General features: G+C 69.0%; 17 protein-coding genes. 6 read left to right on the forward strand and 11 right to left on the reverse strand.

The genetic code is table 11. From position 1 onward, the window contains the following. Positions 1-4 precede the first annotated feature (4 nt). From HCT51_RS00475 to HCT51_RS00485, 3 genes are all read left to right on the forward strand, one after another. Positions 5-1,570, forward strand: coding sequence for an ABC transporter permease (locus tag HCT51_RS00475; protein ID WP_166876500.1), 1,566 nt, complete (start codon positions 5-7; stop codon positions 1,568-1,570). Continuing rightward, positions 1,567-2,718, forward strand: coding sequence for an ABC transporter ATP-binding protein (locus HCT51_RS00480; RefSeq protein ID WP_166876497.1), 1,152 nt, complete (start codon positions 1,567-1,569; stop codon positions 2,716-2,718). The genes HCT51_RS00475 and HCT51_RS00480 overlap by 4 nt, the downstream gene beginning before the upstream one ends. A 178-nt stretch (positions 2,719-2,896) precedes the next feature. Next, a complete protein-coding gene (locus HCT51_RS00485) occupies positions 2,897-4,012 on the forward strand; it encodes an acyl-CoA dehydrogenase family protein (RefSeq protein WP_166876494.1) in 1,116 nt (371 codons plus the stop codon). Position 4,013: 1 nt separating this feature from the next. On the opposite strand, the gene HCT51_RS00490 is transcribed toward HCT51_RS00485, so the two are convergent. The 9 genes from HCT51_RS00490 to HCT51_RS00530 form a co-directional block, all read right to left on the reverse strand. Then, on the reverse strand, positions 4,014-5,240 hold the full coding sequence (locus tag HCT51_RS00490) for an alpha-hydroxy acid oxidase (protein ID WP_166876491.1): 1,227 nt from the start codon (positions 5,238-5,240) through the stop codon (positions 4,014-4,016). Positions 5,241-5,249: 9 nt separating this feature from the next. Then, positions 5,250-6,692, reverse strand: coding sequence for a rhamnulokinase (locus HCT51_RS00495; RefSeq protein ID WP_166876489.1), 1,443 nt, complete (start codon positions 6,690-6,692; stop codon positions 5,250-5,252). Then, on the reverse strand, positions 6,692-8,728 hold the full coding sequence (locus HCT51_RS00500) for a bifunctional aldolase/short-chain dehydrogenase (protein WP_166876486.1): 2,037 nt from the start codon (positions 8,726-8,728) through the stop codon (positions 6,692-6,694). Before HCT51_RS00500 ends, HCT51_RS00495 begins: the two co-directional genes overlap by 1 nt. 1 nt (position 8,729) lies before the next feature. Further along, positions 8,730-9,902 carry an L-rhamnose isomerase gene (gene rhaI, locus HCT51_RS00505; RefSeq protein WP_166876482.1) on the reverse strand — a complete coding sequence of 391 codons (1,173 nt, stop codon included), beginning with the start codon at positions 9,900-9,902 and terminating at the stop codon, positions 8,730-8,732. A 4-nt stretch (positions 9,903-9,906) separates the two neighbouring features. Next, positions 9,907-10,269 (reverse strand): L-rhamnose mutarotase, encoded by a 363-nt coding sequence (locus HCT51_RS00510; protein ID WP_166876479.1) that lies wholly within the window; start codon positions 10,267-10,269, stop codon positions 9,907-9,909. A 69-nt stretch (positions 10,270-10,338) separates the two neighbouring features. Further along, a complete protein-coding gene (gene rhaS, locus HCT51_RS00515) occupies positions 10,339-11,388 on the reverse strand; it encodes a rhamnose ABC transporter substrate-binding protein (RefSeq protein WP_166876475.1) in 1,050 nt (349 codons plus the stop codon). 53 nt (positions 11,389-11,441) lie between these two features. Then, positions 11,442-12,515 carry an ABC transporter permease gene (locus HCT51_RS00520; protein WP_166876472.1) on the reverse strand — a complete coding sequence of 358 codons (1,074 nt, stop codon included), beginning with the start codon at positions 12,513-12,515 and terminating at the stop codon, positions 11,442-11,444. Further along, positions 12,508-13,545 (reverse strand): ABC transporter permease, encoded by a 1,038-nt coding sequence (locus HCT51_RS00525; RefSeq protein ID WP_166876469.1) that lies wholly within the window; start codon positions 13,543-13,545, stop codon positions 12,508-12,510. The genes HCT51_RS00520 and HCT51_RS00525 overlap by 8 nt, the downstream gene beginning before the upstream one ends. Further along, positions 13,542-15,062: a sugar ABC transporter ATP-binding protein gene (locus tag HCT51_RS00530; RefSeq protein ID WP_166876466.1), complete on the reverse strand. Its 1,521-nt coding sequence runs from the start codon at positions 15,060-15,062 to the stop codon at positions 13,542-13,544. The genes HCT51_RS00525 and HCT51_RS00530 overlap by 4 nt, the downstream gene beginning before the upstream one ends. Positions 15,063-15,266: 204 nt before the next feature. Between HCT51_RS00530 and HCT51_RS00535 the strand changes: the two genes are divergently transcribed. After that, a complete protein-coding gene (locus HCT51_RS00535; RefSeq protein WP_166876463.1) occupies positions 15,267-16,283 on the forward strand; it encodes a LacI family DNA-binding transcriptional regulator in 1,017 nt (338 codons plus the stop codon). Between the two features lie 51 nt (positions 16,284-16,334). Further along, positions 16,335-17,000 carry a methyltransferase domain-containing protein gene (locus HCT51_RS00540; RefSeq protein WP_166876459.1) on the forward strand — a complete coding sequence of 222 codons (666 nt, stop codon included), beginning with the start codon at positions 16,335-16,337 and terminating at the stop codon, positions 16,998-17,000. Positions 17,001-17,009: 9 nt separating this feature from the next. On the opposite strand, the gene HCT51_RS00545 is transcribed toward HCT51_RS00540, so the two are convergent. Together HCT51_RS00545 and HCT51_RS00550 are read right to left on the reverse strand one after the other, a co-directional pair. Further along, positions 17,010-18,329 carry an MFS transporter gene (locus HCT51_RS00545; RefSeq protein WP_166876456.1) on the reverse strand — a complete coding sequence of 440 codons (1,320 nt, stop codon included), beginning with the start codon at positions 18,327-18,329 and terminating at the stop codon, positions 17,010-17,012. After that, entirely contained in the window at positions 18,326-18,745 is a 420-nt protein-coding gene (locus HCT51_RS00550) for a MarR family winged helix-turn-helix transcriptional regulator (protein WP_166876453.1), read from the reverse strand. The genes HCT51_RS00545 and HCT51_RS00550 overlap by 4 nt, the downstream gene beginning before the upstream one ends. A gap of 61 nt (positions 18,746-18,806) precedes the next feature. Between HCT51_RS00550 and HCT51_RS00555 the strand changes: the two genes are divergently transcribed. Next, positions 18,807-19,760 (forward strand): alpha/beta hydrolase, encoded by a 954-nt coding sequence (locus HCT51_RS00555; protein WP_166876450.1) that lies wholly within the window; start codon positions 18,807-18,809, stop codon positions 19,758-19,760. Positions 19,761-19,763 lie beyond the last annotated feature (3 nt).

A 19,763-nucleotide genomic window follows, 5' to 3' on the forward strand; every position in this document is an offset into this window, starting at 1 on the left:
ACCGATGACCAGTGCGCTGAAGGTGCGTGACCGCAGACCGCGGGCGCGCCCCTTCAGCGCACCGGTCTGGTTGGTGGTGCTCGCCGCGCTGTGCGCATCCGCCGCGGCGATCCCGCTCGTCTACCTGCTGGTACGGACGGCGGATGCCGGACTGACCGAGCTGCTCGACACGCTGCTGCGGCAGCGGGTGCTCATGCTCACCGTCAACTCGGTGCTGCTGGCGCTGGCCGTCACCGTGACCTGTCTGGTGCTCGGCACCGCGGTCGCCTGGGTTCTGACCCGGGTGCGGATGCCCGCCGCCCGGTTCTGGCTGCTGGTGTCGGCGCTGCCGCTGGCGGTGCCGTCCTACCTGGCGGCATACGGCTGGTTGGTGGCGGTGCCGTCGATGAACGGGTTCTTCGCGAGCTGGCTGGTGATGACCGCGGTCTGCGCCCCCTATGTGACCCTGCCGGTCGCTGCCGCCCTGCGCGGAGCATCCGGTGATCTGGAAGCAGTGGCCCGCACGCTCGGCCGCGGTCCGTTGGCGGCGTTCCGGGCGGCGACCTGGCCGCAGGTGCGCCCGGCCGCGATCGCCGGCGCGCTGCTGGTCTGCCTGTACACCCTCTCCGACTTCGGCGCCGTGTCGATGCTGCGCTATCAGACCCTGACCTGGGGCATCAACGCCGCATACAGCGCCAGCTTCGACCGCAACCAGGCGGCGCTGCTTGCCCTGGTGCTGGTGGTGCTCGCCTTGGTCGTGGTGGCGGGGGAGCGACGGTCGCGCGGCCAGGTGCCCCGCCCGGCCGCCCGCACCGTGCCGCCGCGGGTGCTGCCGGGACGCTGGCGGATACCGCTCGGGGCGCTGGTGCTGACCGCCCCGGTGGTCGGTGTGCTGATCCCGGTGGCGGGCCTGGTCACCCGGCTGCTGCAGGCGGAAACGATCCGCAGCATCGAAGTGCCGCGGCTGCTCGGTGCCATCGGCGCTTCGCTCGGCCTCGCCGTCGGCGGCGCCGCGCTCGCCGTACTGCTGGCGCTGCCGATCGCCGCGCTCGCCGCGCGGCACCGCGGGCGCCTGGTGAACGCCATCGAAGCGGTCGGCTTCCTCGGCCACGCGCTGCCCGGCATCGTCGTCGGCCTGTCCCTAGTGTTCTTCTCGCTTGCCGCAGTGCCGGCGCTCTACCAAACGGTAATCGTGCTGGTGTTCGCCTACGCCGTGCTGTTCATGCCGAAGGCGATCGGATCCACCCGCAGCGGCATCGCCGCGGTGCCCGGCGGCCTGATCGACGTGTCCCGATCGCTCGGGCTGTCGCCGCTTGTCACCTGGTGGCGGGTCACCGCGCGGCTGGCGCTGCCGAGCATCGGAGTCGGCGCCCTGCTGGTGGCCATCTCGGTCATGAAAGAATTGCCGGCGACGTTGCTGTTGCGGCCGACCGGCATCTCCACACTCGCCACCGAACTCTGGGGGCGAACCGCGGTGTTCGAGTTCGGGGCGGCGGCACCGTACGCGGCCGCGTTGGTGCTGCTGGCCGCGGTTCCCGCGGTGGTGCTCTCCGGTATCCGCGGGGTGGCGAAAGAGGAGGACGAGCTGTGAGCTGGGTGTCGATCGACGATCTGCGGGTCGGGTACTCCGGCTCTGCCGTGCTCGTCGACGTGCACCTGGAGATCCCGCGCGGCACTCTGGTGGCGGTGCTGGGACCGAGCGGATGCGGCAAAACCACACTGCTGCGCGCGATCGCCGGCCTGCTGCCCGCCACGGGCGGAACCATCAGGGTGGGCGACCGGGTGCTGTCCTCATCCACCCAGCAGCTGGCGCCGGAGAAGCGCGGCATCGGCTGGGTTCCGCAGGATGCGTCGCTGTTCCCGCACCTCAGCGTCGGCGAGAACATCGGCTTCGGTCTGCCACGCGGCACCGGACGGGCGGCTCGCATCCGCGAGCTGGCGACGCTGATCGGCCTCGGCGACTACGTCGACCGGGCACCATCGCAGCTCTCCGGCGGCCAGGCGCAGCGGGTGTCGCTGGCCCGTGCGCTCGCCCCGCGCCCGGACCTGGTGCTCCTCGATGAGCCGTTCGCGGCCCTGGACCCGCTGTTGCGCACGGCGCTGCGCACCGAGGTCACCGACCTGCTGCGGGCGCAGAACTCCACCAGCCTGCTGGTCACCCACGACCAGGAAGAGGCGTTGTCGCTGGCGGACTTCGTCGCGGTGATGATGGCCGGCCGCATCGTGCAGTGGGGCACGCCGGCCGACGTCTATGAGCGCCCGGCGACCCCGTGGGTCGCCCGGTTCGTCGGCGACACCGTCGAGTTCGACGGTGTCTGGATCGACGGGCGCGTCGACACCGCGCTCGGGCTCCTGGATGCGGACGCCCTGAGCGCCGACCCGCGGAGCGCTGACCAGCGCAGTGCCGACTCGCTCGATGCCGACCCGCGCAGCGCCGACACCGTGGATGCGGCGCTCGCCGACGGCACTCCGGTACGGGTGGTGTTGCGTCCGGAGTGGCTGGAGCTGGCGACATCCGGAACCGAAGCCAGCGTCGCGGCCACTGTCACCGCGATCGCGTACGCCGGCCACGATGCGCTGGTCACCCTTGAGCTTGCCAGCGGCGGGCGGGTGCGCGCCCGGATCGCGTCGCCCCGGCTGCCGCGGCGCGGCGATCGGGTGCACGTGGCGGTGCGTCACCGCGCGTTGGTGTACCCGCAGCCGAGCGGCGCGACCCTCGCCACGGCGCTGCCCGCCTGACCCGCTCGGACGCCCGCTCGGACGGTAAACGCGAGCTCGGGAGGATGGTTTCTGGCCATTTCGGCCTTTCTTGCGCCTGATCTCCTCCCGTCCGGAGTCGGCGGCGAGCCGGACGAGCGGCAACCTGAGTCGGCGGCAACCCGGATCAGCCGCAACCCACCGCGCGTAGGGTGAAGGGGTGATTGCCCTGAGCGAAGATCTGCTGCATCGACTGCGTGAGCGAGCGCCGGAATACGACCGCGAGAACCGATTCTTCGACGAGGACCTCGCCGAGCTGAAGGATGCCGGTTACCTCAGCCCACAGACCCTGCTCGAGACCGTGCGCAACCAGCGGCTGCTCGCACGGTACGCCCCGGCGACGGCGCTCGGCATCAACATGCACCACGTCGTGGTCGGCGTCGCCCGGGTGCTGCACGACCGCGGTGATACCACTCTGGACTGGGTGCTGGCCGACGCCGAAGCCGGCGAACTGTTCGCGTTCGGCAACAGCGAGGCCGGCAACGACCAGGTCATGTTCGATTCCCGCACGGTCGCCACCCCGCTCGGCGACGGCGGCTACGAGTTCACCGGCACCAAGATCTTCACCTCACTGTCGCCGGCGTGGACCCGGCTCGGCATCTTCGGCCGCGACGACACCGACCCCGACGACCCGAAACTGGTGCACGGCTACCTCACCCGCGACACCGCGGGCCACCAGGCGGTCGGCAGCTGGGACACCCTCGGCATGCGCGCCACCCAGAGCTTCAGCACCAGGCTCGACGGCGCGCGCGTTCCCGCCGAGCGCATCGCCCGCATCCTGCCGGTCGGGCCGACCGGTGACCCGTACATCTTCGGCCTGTTCGCCAACTTCCTGCTGGCGATCGGCTCGGTGTACGCCGGCATCGCCGACCGGGCGCTCGAGCTCGGTGTTGAGGCCGTCGGGCAGCGCACCTCGCTGAAGAACGGCGGCCGAACGTACGCGCAGGATCCCGACATCCGTTGGCAACTGGCGGATGCCGCGATCGCTCTGGACTCGCTGGCGCCGCAGCTCGAGGGCCTGGCCCGCGACGTCGACGAGCTGGTGAACCACGGCGGCGACTGGTTCCGGCTGCTGGTCGGCGCCAAGACCCGCGCGGTCGACGTCAGCCGGCAGGTGGTGGAGACCGCGATTCGTGTGTCGGGCGGCCGCTCCTACGGCGCCTCGAACGAGCTGGCCCGACTGTACCGCGACGTGCTCGCCGGGCTGTTCCACCCGAGCGACCCCGAGTCGGCGCACTCCACGGTGGCGCAGAACCTGCTCGGCCCGCTCGAGTAGATCAGGGGCGCGGCACGAGGCGCTGCAACTGCCGCACGTGGCCGGGCTCGAGCTCCTCGAGCGAGTTCACGCCGAGCAGGCGCATGGTGCGCGCGATCTGGGTGGCCAGGATCTCGATGGCCCGATCGACGCCCTCGCGCCCGCCGGCCATCAGCCCGTACAGGTAGGCGCGGCCGACCATGGTGAACCGGGCGCCCAGCGCGACCGACGCCACGATGTCGGCGCCCGACATGATGCCGGTGTCCAGGTGCACCTCGGTGTCCATGCCCACCTCCCGCACGACATCCGGCAGCAGGTGGAACGGAATCGGCGCCCGGTCGAGCTGGCGCCCGCCGTGGTTGGAGAGGGTGATCCCGTCGACGCCCATCCCGGCGAGCCTTTGCGCATCCGCCAGGCTTTGCACCCCCTTCACGACCAGCTTGCCCGGCCACTGCTCCTTGATCCAGGCCAGGTCGTCGAAGGTGACCGTCGGGTCGAACATGCTGTCGAGCAGTTGCGCCACGGTGCCAGACCAGCGGTCGATCGACGCGAACGCGAGCGGCTCGGTGGTGAGGAAGTTGATCCACCACTCCGGGCGGGGGATCGCGTTGATCACCGTTCTCGGGGTGAGCGTCGGCGGGATCGTCATCCCGTTGCGCACATCGCGCAGCCGGGCGCCGGCCACCGGAACATCGACGGTCACCAGCAGGGTGTCGAACCCGGCCTTCGCCGCCCGGTCGACGAGCTGCATCGAACGGTCGCGGTCTTTCCACATGTACAGCTGGAACCAGCTGCGGGCGCCCTGAGCCGCGACATCCTCGATCGTGGTCGTGCCCATCGTCGACAGCGCGAACGGGATGCCGGCCGCGGCCGCCGCACCGGCGCCGGCGATCTCACCCTCGGTCTGCATCATCCGGGTGAAGCCGGTCGGGGCGATACCGAACGGCAGCTCCACCCGTTTGCCGAGCACGTCCCAGCCGGTGTCGAGCCTCGACACATCGCGCAGGATGCTCGGCGTGAACTCGATGTCCTCGAACGCCTGCCGGGCGCGCGCCAGCGAGATCTCGGCCTCCGCCGCGCCATCGGTGTAATCGAACGCGGCCTGCGGGGTGCGGCGCTTCGCGATGGTGCGCAGGTCGTAGATGGTGAGCGCCGACTGCAGCCGGCGGCGCTTGGCGTTCAACTGCGGCTTCTTGAACCGCATCAGCGGCATCAGGTCGCGGGGGTTGGGGAGTCGGCGCTGAACCATGATGTCCTTCTACTGAGCGGTGTCGTGCAGAGCGGTGCGGGGAAGGTACCGGGTGAGGCTGACCGAGCGCAGCACCAGCGCGCGCAGGGTCTCCAGATCGCCAACGAGACGGCCATGCGCCCTCGCCTGGATCAGCACGTTGCCGATCGCGGTGGCCTCGACCGGGCCGGCGATCACGGGCATTCCGGTGCGGTCGGCGGTGAGCTGGCAGAGCAGGGCATTCTGTGATCCTCCACCGACCAGGTGCACGATCGCAACGTTCTTGCCGGTCAGCCGGTGCGCGGCAGCAACGGCATCCGCGTAGGCGGCGGCCAGGCTCTCCATCATGCTGCGCACCAGCTCGGCCCGCCCGGTCGGCACCGGCAGCCCGGTCTCGCGGCAGAGCTGCTCGATTCGCGCCGGCATGTCACCCGGCGGCAGGAATCGGTCATCGTTCACGTCGAACACGGCGACCGGGCGATCCACCTCGGCGGCCTGCTGCAGCAGCTGCGGCAGATCGACACGGTCACCGGATGCCGCCTCCCAGGCCCCGACCGACTCGTTCAGCAGCCACAGGCCCATTACATTCTTTAGATACCGGATGCGGCCGTCCACGCCGCCCTCGTTGGTGAAATTGGCGATCCGGCCGGCATCGGTGAGCACCGGATGCTCCAACTCGACCCCGACGAGCGACCAGGTTCCGCTGGAGATGTACGCGAAGTCGGCAGTCGCGGCGGGAATCGCGACCACCGCCGATGCGGTGTCGTGCGAGGCGACCGAATGCACGGTGAGCTTGCGGGGGATGCCGAGCTGGCGGGCGACATCCGGTAGCAGCGCTCCGACTCTGGCGCCACTGTCGACCAGCGGCGGGAACACGGCGCGGGGCAGCGCCAGCCGGCCGATCAGGGTGTCGTTCCAGCGGCCGGTGCGCGGATCGAGCAGCCCGGTGGTGGAGGCGTTGGTCTTCTCGGCGAACTGCTCGCCGGTGAGCCAGAAGTTGATCAGGTCGGGCACCAGCAGAAACGTGTCCGCCTGATCGAGCCGTCCGCTGATCCGGTCGGCGGCCAGCTGGTACAGCGTGGTGAACGGCAGGAACTGCAGGCCGTTCGCCGCGTACAGCTCGGCCCGGTCGACCAGTGCCTCGGTGGCCTGAACCCCGGCGGCGGTGCGCTCGTCGCGGTAGTGGAACGGCTCGCCAAGCGTCCGGCCGCCAGCGAGCAGCGCGTAGTCGACCGCCCAGGAGTCCACGCCGATACTGACCAGCCCGGGTTCCTGCCGGGTCGCTGCGGCGAGGCCGTCGAGCGCGTGCCGGTACAGCCCGGTCAGGTCCCAGTGCAGGCCGTCCGCCTGCCGCACGGGGTGGTTCGGGAACCGGCTGATCGGAACCAGGCGCAGCTCGTTGTGGTTGACGTAGCCGAGCATCACCCGGCCGCTCGTCGCGCCCAGGTCGACGGCGGCCACCGCGGCGGTCATCAGCGCAGGAACGCGGCGGCGACGCCGGCGTCCACGGGGATGTGCAGACCGGTGGTGTGGCTGAGGTCGCTGCTGCAGAGCACGAACACCGCGTTCGCCACGTTCTCGGGCAGCACCTCACGCTTCAGCAGGGTGCGCTGCGCGTAGTACTTGCCGAGTTCCTCCTCCGGTACGCCGTAGACGGCGGCCCGCTTGGCGCCCCATCCGCCGGCGAAGATGCCGGACCCGCGCACCACCCCGTCGGGGTTGATGCCGTTCACCTTCACCCCGTGCTCGCCGAGCTCGGCCGCGAGCAGGCGTACCTGGTGGGCCTGATCGGCCTTGGTCGCCGAGTATGCGATGTTGTTCGGCCCGGCGAAGATCGAGTTCTTCGACGAGATGTAGATGATGTCGCCGCCGAGCTTCTGGTCGATCAGCACCCGCGCGGCCGCCCGGGAGACCAGGAACGAGCCCTTCGCCATCACGTTGTGCTGCAGGTCCCAGTCTGCGGTGGTCGTCTCGAGCAACGACTTCGACAGCGACAGTCCGGCGTTGTTCACCACCAGGTCGAGCCCGCCGAAGGCCAGCACGGTGGCGTCGATCGCCGCCTGGACCTGGTCCTCGCTGGTGACATCCGCCTGCAGCCCGATCGCGACATCCGTTCCGCCCAGCTCGGCCGCGGCAGCCTCAGCCTTGGCCGCCTCCAGATCGGCGATGACGACGCAGGCGCCCTCCGCGGCAAGCCTCGCGGCGACCGCCTTGCCGATTCCGGATGCCGCGCCGGTGACCAATGCGATTCGGGATGCCAGTGGCTTGGGTTTCGGCATCCGTTGCAGTTTCGCCTCCTCGAGCGCCCAGTACTCGATGCGGAACTTCTCGGCGTCGGAGATCGGGGAGTATGACGAGATCGCCTCCGCGCCGCGCATCACGTTGATGGCGTTGAGGTAGAACTCGCCGGCCACCCTGGCGGTCTGTTTGCTGGCGCCGTAACTGAACATCCCGACGCCGGGGATCAGCACGATCGCCGGGTCGGCGCCGCGCATCGGCGGCGAATCCGGCGTCGCGTGCGCGTCGTAGTACGCGGCGTAGTCCACCCGGTACTGCTCGTGCAGCTCGGTGAGCCGGGCCAGCGAGTCGGCGACCGAGGCATCGGCCGGCAGGTCGAGCAGCAGCGGCCTCACCTTGGTGCGCAGGAAGTGGTCGGGGCAGCTGGTGCCTAGCGCGGCCAGCCGCGGGTGCTCGATCGAGCCGAGGAACTCGGTGACCTCCGTCGCGTCGGTGAAGTGGCCGACCTGCGCCCTGTCGGTCGACACCAGTCCGCGGATGGTGGGCGCGAGACCGGCTGCCTTCGCACGCCGTTCGGTCTCTGGCAGTGGGCCGAAGCCCGGCAGTCGCGCGCCGAACGGGTCGGGGCGGCCGTGCGCCTCGATGTACGCCGCGGCGGTGTCGATGATCCAGCGCGAGTTGCGCTCGCAGTCCTCGCTGGTATCGCCCCAGGCGGTGATGCCGTGACCGCCGAGGATGCAGCCGATCGCCTGCGGGTTGCCGGCCTTGATCCGGGCGATGTCCTCGCCGAGCTGCCAGCCCGGACGCCGCCACGGCACCCACAGCACGCGGTCGCCGAACGCCTGCGCGGTGAGCGCCTCACCGTCGGCGGCGGTGGCGAAGGCGATGCCGGAATCCGGATGCAGGTGGTCGACGTGTGCGGCGTCGACCAGGCCGTGCATGGCGGTGTCGATCGAGGGTGCCGCGCCGCCCTTGCCGTGCAAGGTGTAGTCGAAGGCGGCGACCATCTCGTCCTCGCGGCCGACGCCGGGGTACACCGCGGAGAGCGCGCGCAACCGGTCGAGGCGCAGCACGGCGAGCCCGGATTCGGTCAGGGTGCCGAGGTCGCCGCCGGAGCCCTTCACCCAGAGCAGCTCGACCTGCTCCCCGGTGACCGGGTCGGTGTCGGTGCCCTTGGCGGAGGTGTTGCCGCCCGCGTAGTTGGTGTTGCGCGGGTCCGCGCCCAGCCGGTTGGAGCGGGCAATGAGGTCGGCAGCGGTCGGGTTGGTCATCTCAGGCTCCCCATCCGGCCTGGGCTCCGCCGACCCGCTCTGCCCGGATGCGCTGCTGGTATCCGCTTTCCTTGTATGCCGTCATCGGGTTCGCAGGCAGCCTGCGTGCCTCACGGAACTCGGCGAGGGCGGGGCGCACGTCGGTGTAGAAGGCGTCCATCATGATCTCGTTCGCCTGCAGCACGTCGTTCTCGCGTTGCGCCAGCTCGAGCGAGTCGCGATCAAGCAGCAGGGCGCGCGCGGTCATCTCCTGCACGTTCAGCACCGAGCGGATCTGCCCGGGGATCTTCTCCTCAATGTTGTGGCACTGGTCGAGCATGAACGCCACCGAGGAGTCCGGGCCGTAGCCGCCGCCGCGAATCACCTCCACCAGGATGCGGAACAGCTGGAACGGGTCGGCGGCGCCGACGATGAGGTCGTCGTCGGCGTAGAAGCGGGAGTTGAAGTCGAACGAGCCGAGTTTTCCGAGGCGCAGCAGTTGCGCCACGATGAACTCGATGTTGGTGCCGGGGGCGTGGTGCCCGGTGTCGAGGCAGACGACGGCGCGCTCGCCGAGGGCGTGCACCTGCGCGTACGCGGTACCCCAATCCGGCACGTCGGTGTGATAAAACGCCGGCTCGAAGAACTTGTACTCGAGCACCAGCCGCTGGTCGGTGCCAATCCGCTCGTAGATGGTGGCGAGGGAGGTGGCGAGGGTGTCCTGCCGGCGACGCATATCGTCTTGCCCTGGGTAGTTGGTTCCGTCGGCAAGCCAGATCTTCAAGTCCCGGGAGCCGGTCTGGTTCATGATCTCGATGCACTCGAAGTGGTGGTCGATTGCCTTCTGCCGCACCGCGGGATCGGGGGAGGCCAGCGAGCCGAACTTGTACGCCTCGTCCTGGAAGGTGTTCGAGTTGACGGTGCCGAGCTGCATCCCGAGGTCCTGGGCATAGGCGCGCAGTGCGGCGAAGTCGTCGACACGGTCCCAGGGGATGTGCAGCGCCACCGTCGGGGCGAGCCCGGTGAAGCGGTTCACCGTCGCGGCATCCGCGATCTTCTCCTGCGGAGTGCGTGGCGTGCCCGGTGTGCCGAACACCCGGAAGCGGGTGCCGGAGTTGCCGAACGCCCAGGACGGCAGTTCGATCGCTTGGGCCTCGAGCTGCTGGGCGAGGGGGCCGAGGTCGGTGAGTGTCATGGTGCTAGTCCTTATGAGCTGCGTCGGATCGGGCGTCAGCGAGTTGGTCTTCAAGGTGGAAGATCTCCTCGAGCACGAGGAAACCTGCGTCGGGGGTTACCCCGTCAAGCTGGTCGAAGAAGTCGCTCATCTCCGCCTGCCAGCGCGTGTTGACTTCCGTCTCGGCCATGGCACGCTGGGCGGCGGCGAGGGACTCGGTCTCGAAATAGCCGATGAGCAGCCCGTCCGGCCGGAGGAACAGTGAGTAGTTGGTCCAGCCGGCCGCCTGCAGTGCCTCGAGCATCTCTGGCCAGACTGCGGCGTGCCTGGCACGGTATTCGTCGAGCCGATCGGGCTTGACGGTGAGCTGGAAGCAGATGCGGGTCACGGCACAGCCTTCCTCATGGGTTGTCGGGGTGCCCGGCCGGCACGCGGCCGGGCACCGGGGCGGCGTCGACTAGAAGTCGAAGTCGCCGATGTTGTCAGCGTTGAACCGGAACGGGTCGCCGAGCAGCACGGTCGCGTCGGCCTCGACGGTGTATTCACCGAGTCGGCCGGCATCGAAGGTGTCGCCCTCTTCGCCGGTGATGTCGCCCTCGATGAGGGCCTTCGCGCCATACGCGGCGAGGTAGCCCAGGTCGCCTGGGTTCCATAGGGCGAACTCGGTCACGGTGCCGTCCTCCACGTACTCACGCATCTGGTTGGGCGTGCCGAGTCCGGTCAGCGCCACGGTGCCCTTGTACTCCGAGGTCGACAGGTACCGCGCCGCGGCGGTGATTCCGACGGTGGTCGGCGAGATGATCCCCTTCAGGTCCGGGTAGGTCTGCAGCAGCGCCGCGGTCTTGTCGAACGAGGTCTGGTCGTCATCGTCGCCGTAAACCGTTTCCACCAGTTCGATGTTCGGGTGGTTGGCCGCCAGTTCCTCCTCCATGATCTTGATCCAGGCGTTCTGGTTGGTGGCGTTGGCCGAGGCAGACAGGATGGCGATCTGACCGGCGTCGCCGATCTGCTCGGCGATCATGTCGACCTGCACCTTGGCGATGCCTTCAGCGGTGGCCTGGTTGATGAATAGGTCGCGGCACTCGGGGTTGGTGTCTGAGTCGAAGGTGACGACTTTTACTCCGGCGTCGCGGGCCTCGTTCAGGGCGTCGCAGATGGCTTCCGGGTCGTTCGCTGAGATAACCAACGCCCCGACGCCCTGCTGCGCGGCCGTCTGGATGAAGCTGACCTGTGAGGTCGGGCTCGCCTCGGACGGGCCAACCTCTGAGTAGGTGCCGCCGAACTCGTCGATCGCTTCTTCTCCTCCGGCGTTGGAGGTGTCGAAGTACGGGTTGCCGAGGTTCTTCGGCAGGAAGGTGATCGACAGTTCCCCGTCGCCACCGCCGTCGCCATCCCCATCGCCGTTGCCGTTGCCGCCCGCACAGCCGGTGGCGACCAGCGCCACGCTCACTGCGACGGCGGCGAGTGCTGTGACCGACCGGCCGCGTCGAATCCTCTGACTGAACATCGTTGTTTCCTTTCGTTGGCGATTCGTGTGATTGCGGTGGACTGGAGTCGCGCCTACCCGGAGGAGGCGGGGACTTCTTTCCTGGACTTCCCGGCCGATCCGAGCCGCTTGCTGCGGACCCAGCGCAGGACGCTGGTCGACACCACCGAGAGCACGAGCAGCACTCCGGTGATGACGTTGATCACGTCGGAGGTGACGTTCGCCAGGCGCAGCGCGCTGCCGAGCGTGCCGATCAGCAGCACGCCCGCGATCACGCCGTGGATGGCGCCGCGGCCGCCGAAGATGGAGACCCCGCCGAGCAGGACCGCGGCGATGATCGACAGCTCCAGGCCGATGGCGTTGTCGCCTCGCGCATTGCCGAAGCGGAGGGTGAAGAAGATGCCGGCGAACGCGGAGACGAGACCACTCGACACGAACAGGAGGAACTTGGTGCGGTCGACGTGCACGCCGGAGAACGCGGCGGCTTCCTTATTCAGGCCGATGGCGTAGATCCCCCGGCCGAACGAGGTGAAGTGAAGCAGGATGGCGAAGGCCACGGCGAGCACGACGATCGGGATCACGATCGAGGGCACCGGTGTGCCGGGGATGCGGGACTGCGCAAGGTCGGTCCAGAACTCGGGGAAGTCGGTGATGGCAGTGGTGCCGAGCAGGCCGACCGCGATTCCGCGGAACAGCGCCAGCGTGCCGATCGTTACCGCGAGGGAGGGCAGCCCGACGACGGTGATCAGGAAGCCGTTGAGCGCCCCCGCGATGACGCCGACAAAAAGCGCCACCAGGGCGGTCGCCTCGAACGGCAGCCCGGCCTGGGTGAGGATGCCGACGATCACACTGCTCAAGCCGACCGTGCTGGCGACGGAGAGGTCGATCTCTTCGGAGACGATGATCAGCGTCATGGGCAGCGCGATCAACAGGATCGGCGCGACATCCAGCAACAGGTAGGTCACCGTGAGCGGGCTGTCGAAGTTCCGGACGGTGGCGAGAGCGACCAGGATGACGACCACGAGCAGGCCGATGATCGCTGATTCCCGGGTGAACAGCACGCGCTGCCAGGCGGGACGGCCGTGCGCCCGATAGCTGTCGGGGGCTCGGCGCACCGCCGAGTTCTCTCGCAAGATCGTGTCAGACATGGGTCTCGTCTCTCTGAGCGATGAGCTTTCGTGACTGGCGCAGCGACAGCACGCGGTCGAGCACGATGGCGCCGAGGATCAGCGCGCCGACCACGGCGCGCTGCCAGAAATCCTGGATGCCGAGAATGGGCAGGGCCCGGTTGATGGTGAGCAGCAGGAACGCGCCGATCGCGGCGCCCCACACGGTGCCGCTTCCGCCGGAGATCGCAACACCGCCGATGACCGCGGCACCGATTGCCTGCAGTTCCCATCCGGTGCCCGCCTGCGAGCTGACCGTGCCGTATCGGGCGGCGTAGAGCACCCCGGCGAGCCCGGCGAGGGCGCCGCAGACGACGAACGCGACCAGGATCCGGCGGGTCACCTTGAGGCCATAGAGCTGCGCGGCATCCGGATCCGAACCGATCGCATAGAACTCCCGGCCGCCGCGGGCGTTGCGCATGTACCAGGCGGCGACCACCAGCACGACGAGCGCGATGACGGTGAGCACCGGAATGGAGGCCAGTTGGGCGGTGCCGAGCCCGCGGAACTCGGCGGGCATGTCCGAGGCGTTGATCCGGTCGCCGCCAGCCCAGGCGACGTTGATGCCGCGGTAGATGTACAGGGTGCCGAGGGTGATCACCAGGGCCGGCACGCGGGCGAACGCGACCAGTGCTCCGTTGATCAGGCCGAGCACGGCACCGAACGCGATGCCGGCGACGAAGACCAGGGCGGGCGGGATGCCGGGGAAGTCGATGAACAGGCGGCCGGTGAGATACGCGGTGAGTCCGAGTACGGAGCCGACGGACAGGTCCACGTTGCGGGTGATGATCACGATCGCCTGTCCGACCGCGACGAGCAGCAGGATCGACGGGGTAAGCAGCAGGTCGCGGTAGCCGTCGGCGCTGAACAGGAAGCTCGGGTTGCGGAGGGTCGCGGCGATGATGATCACGACCAGCGCGATCGCGATGCCCGTCTCGCGGGCGCCGAACACCGTTCCCAGGGTGCGGGCGATCGGGCTGCGCGTAGTGCCGCCGGTGGCGCCGATGCTCATCGGACCGCCTCCTCATGGGTGGCGGCCAGGATGACCGCTTCGGGGGTTGCCGCGTCACGATCGAGGTTGGCGGTGAGCCGGCCCTCGCGCATCACCAGCACCCGGTCGGCCATGCCGAGCACTTCGGGCAGTTCCGAGGAGATCATCAGGATGCCGAGGCCAGTGCTGGCGAGTTCGGACAGCAACCGGTGCACCTCCGCTTTCGTGCCCACGTCGATGCCGCGGGTGGGTTCGTCGATGATCAGCACGCGCGGATTCGTGGCCAGCCATTTGCCGAGCACGACCTTCTGCTGGTTGCCGCCGCTCAGGGTGCCCACCTCGGTGTCGAGGAAGCTAGTCTTCACCTCCAGTCGGCTCGCCCAGATCTGCGACGCCTTGGTCTCCGCGGACTCGCGGATCAACCCCGCCTTGGCCAGCTTGGAGCGGATGGCGAGGGTCAGGTTGTGGGCCACCGAGGAGTCCAGCACCAGCCCCTGCTTGCGGCGGTCCTCGGGCACCAGGGCGAGCCCGAATGCCATGGCCGCTCTGGGCCTGCCCGGGCTGAGTGTCTTGCCCGACACCGTCACGGTGCCGGAGTCGTACGGGTCGACCCCGAACACGGCGCGGGCCACTTCGCTGCGGCCGGCGCCCACCAGGCCGGCGAGTCCGACGATCTCGCCGGATCGCACCGTGAAGCTGATGTCGTGGAAGACGCCGGCGCGGGTGAGGTTCTGCACCCGCAGCAGGTCGTCGCCGATCGTGGTCTCCATCTTGGGGAACAGGGTGGACACGTCCCGGCCTACCATCAGCCGCACGATCTCGTCGACGTTGGTCTCGTCGATCGCGTGCGTGGCGATGTACTCGCCGTCCCGCATCACGGTCACGGTGTCGCACAGGTCGAACACTTCGTTGAAGCGATGGGAGATGAACACCAGCGCCCGACCCTCGTCGCGCAGGCTGCGCGCCACCGCGAACAGCCGCTCGACCTCGATGCCACTCAGGGCGGCGGTCGGCTCGTCCATGATCAGCACGCGCGCGTCGAGCGAAATGGCCTTCGCGATCTCGATGATCTGCTGGTCGGCGATCGACAACCCCTCGGTGAGCCGGTCGGGATCGATCCGCACGCCCAGGCGGGCAAAGATCGCGTTCGCCTCGGTGCGCATGGCCTTGCGGTCGATCCGGCCCAACCGGCCGGTGGGCTGGCGGCCCATGAAGATGTTCTCGACCACGGACAGGTCGGGAAAGAGGGTGGGCTCCTGGTAGATCACCGCGATGCCGGCGGCCTTCGATTGGGCGGTGCTGTGGAAATCGGCATCCTCACCGACCAGGCGGAACTCGCCGGCGTCGCGCCGGTAGACGCCGGCGATCACTTTCACCAACGTGGACTTGCCTGCCCCGTTCTCGCCGACGAGGGCGTGGATCGAGCGGAAGTCGAGGCGGAGGCTGGCGGACTTGAGCGCCACCACGGGGCCGAATGACTTGCTGACGTTCCGGAGTTCGAGGGCGGGCGTCGCCGCGGGATCGGGGGTAGTCGACATTCGACGGCTCCTGACTTCTCAACGCTGAGCTGTGGGACACGCGGGCAAATGAAACGTTTTAAACGCGCGATTGAAAGCAATGTATGTCGAGCGGAAAGCGGTGTCAACCCGTGGGGCGCGACTTCGTCCGAGATGTGATTAAATCGTTCCAATCGGGCGCACTGGTGCCCCGAGCCGCCTCGCGTGGGGAAGTCAGGAGTTCGCATGGCCGTCAGCGTCAGGGATGTCGCGACGCACGCCGGCGTCTCGGTGGGCACCGTCTCCAACGTGATGAACTGGCCCGAGAAGGTGGCCCCCGCCACGGTGGAACGGGTGCAGGCCTCGATCGCCGCGCTCGGCTTCGTGCGCAATGACGCGGCACGGCAGCTGCGGGCGGGCCGCAGCCGGAGCATCGGCCTGGTCGTGCTCGACGTGCGCAACCCGTTCTTCACCGACCTGGCTCGGGGCGCGGAGGCCAGGGCCGCGCAAGACGGCCTCACCATCCTGCTCGGCAACAGCAATGAGACCGGTGAGCGGGAGGCGGCGTACCTCGACCTGTTCGAACAGCAGCGCGTGCAGGGGGTGCTGATCTCGCCGCTCGCCGATCACCTCCCTCGGTTGCGGCGGATGCGCGAACGCGGCACCCCGACCGTGCTGGTCGACCGCGAGACCGACGACCTCAGCTTCTCGTCGGTTGCCGTCGACGACGTCGCCGGCGGCTATCTCGCCGCGCGTCACCTGATCGAGATCGGCCGCCGTCGCCTCGCCTTCATAGGCGGGCCGGCGAGCATCCAGCAGGTCGCGCGCCGGCTGGCGGGCGCCCGCAAGGCGGTGGCGGAGGCCGACGGGGTGTCGCTTGAGCTGATCCCGACCGAGTCGCTCACGGTGTTGCAGGGCCGCGCCGCAGGGGAGTCGATCCGCGAGCGGGCCGCGAGCGACCGGCCGGACGCCATCTTCGCGGCCAACGACCTGCTCGCCATGGGGGTGCTGCAGGCGTTGATGATGCTCGGCGATGTGCGCGTGCCCGAGGACATCGCCCTGATCGGCTACGACGACATCGATTTCGCGTCGGCGGCCGTCGTGCCGCTGTCGTCCATCCGGCAGCCGAGCGAGCTGATCGGGTACACCGCGGTCGACCTGCTGCTGCGGGAGAGCAAGGCCGCCGACGGCGAGCCCCGCGAGCAGATCGTCTTCCAGCCGGAGCTGGTGGTGCGGGCCAGTACCGTGCCGACAGCGCGCTGACCCGACATCCGCCGCCTTCAAACGCTGACCGGGTGGTCGCATACTGGGGGAATGGACGCCTGCTGCACGCCGGACGGTTCCGCCGATTACGCCGCGGTGTTCGATGAGCGGTTCGCCTCCCGGGTCGCTCGCCGCTACCGGCGGCGCGGCCTGGCTCGCGCCGAACGCCGCATCGTCGAGTACGCGTCGGCCGCGGGTGTTGCCGGCGCGTCGGTGCTCGAGGTCGGGGGCGGTGTCGGCGAGATCCAGTTGGAGTTGCTCGCCCGCGGCGCCGCCAGCACCGTGAATCTGGAGCTTTCGCCCGGCTATGAGACGGAAGCGGCCCGTCTCATCGCCGAAGCCGGAGTCGCCGAGCGGGTCACCAGGCGGGTGGGTATCGATATTGCGCGACATCCGGATGTCGTCGAGCCCGCCGACATTGTCGTGCTGCACCGCGTGGTCTGCTGCTACCCCGACGTGGAACGTCTGCTCGCGGCGGTGGCCAGCCGCGCCAGGCGCTTGGTGGTGTTCAGCTATCCGACCGCGTCCTGGTTCACCCGGATGGGCGTTCGGATCAGCAACTTCTTCATCCGGCGCTCGGGGCGCAACTATCAGGGGTTCGTGCATTCGCCGGACGCCATGCTCCGCAGCCTGCGGGCGCACGGGTTCGAACCGCGCGAGCAGCAGCGGGGCATCGCGTGGTGCGTGGTCGCCGTCGCGCCGGTGGCCGCGGGCTGACCGCCCGGCTCAGCCCTTGCGCGCCACCGACTCGTCCAGCGCGAGGTCCTCTTCGGCGATCTCCCGCCCGTCGCCCTCGTAGCTGAGGTAGAACCGGCTGCGCAGCGATGAGTCGTAGCGGATGCGCATGCGGCGGGACGCCACCATCCAGAGCACGCCCACCCCCATGGCAACGAAGCCGGCGGTGGCGCCCACGCCGAGCGCCCAGCGGGGTCCCAGTTCGTCGGCCACCCACCCCACGATCGGCGCGCCGAGCGGGGTGCCGCCCACGAAGATCGCCATGTAGAGCGCCATCACGCGGCCGCGCATCACCGGCGACGTGGTGGTCTGCACGGTGCCGTTGGCCGTGGTCATCAGGGTGATTGAGGTGAATCCGACGAGCACGAGCGAGGCCGCGTAGGTCCAGTAAGTCGGCATCAGCGCGGCGACCACCAGGCTCGCTCCGAACAGGCCGGCCGAGGCGAACACGAGGCGCAGCCGCGGCCGGTCGCGCCGGGCTGCCAGCAGTGCGCCGGTGACCGAGCCGATCGCCAGGATCGAGGACAGCACCCCATACTCGCCAGCGCCCAGACCGAATTCGATGCTGGCCATTGTTGACGAGTAGATCGGAAAGTTGAGGCCGAAGGTTCCCAGCAGGAAGACGATCACCATGATCACCATGAGGTCGGGTCGGTGCCGCACATAACGGAACCCCTCCAGCAGCTGGCCACGCCCGCGCGGCGCCCGCTTCGGCTTGCGCAGCGCTGACTTGTCGAGCAGCAGCAGGGCGATGATGGTGGCCCCGTACGTCACGCCGTTCAGCAGCATCACCCAGCCGGCGCCCACCAGCACCGTCAGGCCGCCGGCCACGGCCGGGCCGATCAGACGAGCGGTGTTGAAGGATGCCGAGTTCAACGCCACTGCGTTTGGCAGGTTCTTCTCGCTGACCAGGTCCGAGACGAATGCCTGCCGCGCGGGAGTGTCGATGGCGGCGACGACTCCGAGCAGGAAGGAGAAGGCGTAGACGTGCCACAACTCGGCAATGCCGGTGACGACGATGAGGCCGAGCGCCAGCCCGAGCGCGGCCATCACGGCCTGCGTGATGATCAGCAGCTTGCGGCGGTCGAACCGGTCGGCGATCAGCCCGGCCCACGCCACCAGCAGCAGCTGCGGCAGGAATTGCAGTCCCATGTTGATGCCGAGCGCGGTGGCGTCGTGGTCGGTGAGCTCGGTGAGCACGATCCAGTCCTGCGCGGTGCGCTGCATCCAGACGCCGATGTTCGAGATCAGCGCGCCGGCGAACCACAGGCGGTAGTTGAAGATGCCGAGGGAGCGGAACATCGCGGTCATTGCTCGGCCAATTGTTGGAGCACCGGAGCGGCGGCATACAGCGCGGCACGGTGTTCGGGGGAGAGCTCCGCGAGCCGTTCGACGAACCAGGCATCCCGCTGCAGCCGGGTCTGCTGGATCAGCTGCCGACCGGCATCCGTGATGGCGACCACCACCTTGCGGCCGTCATCCGGGGCGGATCCGCGGCTGACATAGCCCGCGGTTTCGAGAGCGTTGACCGTGCGATTCATCGACGGGGGTGTGACCTTCTCACTGACGCTCAGCTCTCCGATCGGGGCTGCACCGCGGTCGCCGAGCGTGCACAGCACCGAGAACTGGCTGTCGGAGATGCGATCGTCCACCTTCTGCGCACGCAACCGTCTGGCCAGCCGGCCAATGGACAAGCGGAGGTCGTGGGGAAGCGTCGGGTCAGTCATGGGGATGCTTAGCCTAACAAATTAGCCGCGCTAAATAAACCCTAGGCTCTAGCATGGCGACGTGCCCAAGTTCATTCCCGTGCGACAAGACCTGACCTTCGTCGACGCCCAGGGGGTCACCGTGCACTACTACGTCTGGCAGCCGGGGGCGCCCCAGGCGGTGGTGCAGCTCGTGCACGGCCTCGGCGAATACGCGCGGCGGTATGAGCTGCTGGTGCACGAGCTGGTGAACGCGGGCATCGCGGTGTACGCCAGCGACCTGCGCGGGCACGGCGCCACCGGACTGGAACAGTGGAACGGCGACGTCAGCAAGCTCGGCAAGCTGGGGCCCGGCGGCATCCCGGCCACTATCGACGATCTCACCCAGCTGAGTGGCATCATCCGCGACGACCATCCCGGACTGCCGATCGTGCTGCTCGGCCACAGCTTGGGCTCCCTGCTGGTGCAGAAGGTTCTCAACAAGTACTCCGTCGGCTACGCCGCCGCGATCCTCACCGGCACCGCGTACCGCATGCCCGGCTACATGAACAGCGGCGACCTGAACTCCCGACACAAGTCACTCGGCGACACCGGATACGAGTGGCTCAGCCGCGACGAAGCGATCTCGCAGGCGTTCCTCGACGACGCACTTACCTTCAACGCCGACGTGCTCAAGCTGTTCGGCCCGCGCGACGGGCTGCGCCTGTTCGGACGTCCGGCGAAGGGGCTACGCGACATCCCACTGCTGATCATGATCGGCGAGGACGACAGCCTCGGCGGGGAGAAGAGCGTGCGCAAGCTCGCCGAGAGCTACGTGGAACGATCCGGACTGACGGATGTCGAGGTGGTGGTGTACACCGATGCCCGGCACGAGGTCTTCAACGAACTCAACCAGGCCGAGGTGCGCGACGACCTGGTGGCGTGGCTGCGCGCCCGGCTGCCGGTGCTGGCCGAGCGCAGCGCGCAGGCCGAGGCTCAGGCCGAGGCTCAGGCCGAGCCACTGGCCGAAACCAAGGACGACTCAGCCGACGATTAGGCT

Source organism: Salinibacterium sp. ZJ450 (assembly GCF_011751885.2).
Classification (GTDB): Bacteria; Actinomycetota; Actinomycetes; order Actinomycetales; family Microbacteriaceae; genus Ruicaihuangia.

Bases quoted from the DNA above. Each gene is read 5' to 3' on its own strand.
- HCT51_RS00475 (WP_166876500.1), top strand. From the start codon at position 5: ATGACCAGTGCGCTGAAGGTGCGTGACCGCAGACCGCGGGCGCGCCCC.
- HCT51_RS00490 (WP_166876491.1), bottom strand. From the start codon at position 5,240: ATGGTTCAGCGCCGACTCCCCAACCCCCGCGACCTGATGCCGCTGATG.
- HCT51_RS00495 (WP_166876489.1), bottom strand. From the start codon at position 6,692: ATGACCGCCGCGGTGGCCGCCGTCGACCTGGGCGCGACGAGCGGCCGG.
- HCT51_RS00500 (WP_166876486.1), bottom strand. From the start codon at position 8,728: ATGACCAACCCGACCGCTGCCGACCTCATTGCCCGCTCCAACCGGCTG.
- rhaI (WP_166876482.1), bottom strand. From the start codon at position 9,902: ATGACACTCACCGACCTCGGCCCCCTCGCCCAGCAGCTCGAGGCCCAA.
- rhaS (WP_166876475.1), bottom strand. From the start codon at position 11,388: ATGTTCAGTCAGAGGATTCGACGCGGCCGGTCGGTCACAGCACTCGCC.
- HCT51_RS00520 (WP_166876472.1), bottom strand. From the start codon at position 12,515: ATGTCTGACACGATCTTGCGAGAGAACTCGGCGGTGCGCCGAGCCCCC.
- HCT51_RS00525 (WP_166876469.1), bottom strand. From the start codon at position 13,545: ATGAGCATCGGCGCCACCGGCGGCACTACGCGCAGCCCGATCGCCCGC.
- HCT51_RS00530 (WP_166876466.1), bottom strand. From the start codon at position 15,062: ATGTCGACTACCCCCGATCCCGCGGCGACGCCCGCCCTCGAACTCCGG.
- HCT51_RS00535 (WP_166876463.1), top strand. From the start codon at position 15,267: ATGGCCGTCAGCGTCAGGGATGTCGCGACGCACGCCGGCGTCTCGGTG.
- HCT51_RS00540 (WP_166876459.1), top strand. From the start codon at position 16,335: ATGGACGCCTGCTGCACGCCGGACGGTTCCGCCGATTACGCCGCGGTG.
- HCT51_RS00545 (WP_166876456.1), bottom strand. From the start codon at position 18,329: ATGACCGCGATGTTCCGCTCCCTCGGCATCTTCAACTACCGCCTGTGG.
- HCT51_RS00550 (WP_166876453.1), bottom strand. From the start codon at position 18,745: ATGACTGACCCGACGCTTCCCCACGACCTCCGCTTGTCCATTGGCCGG.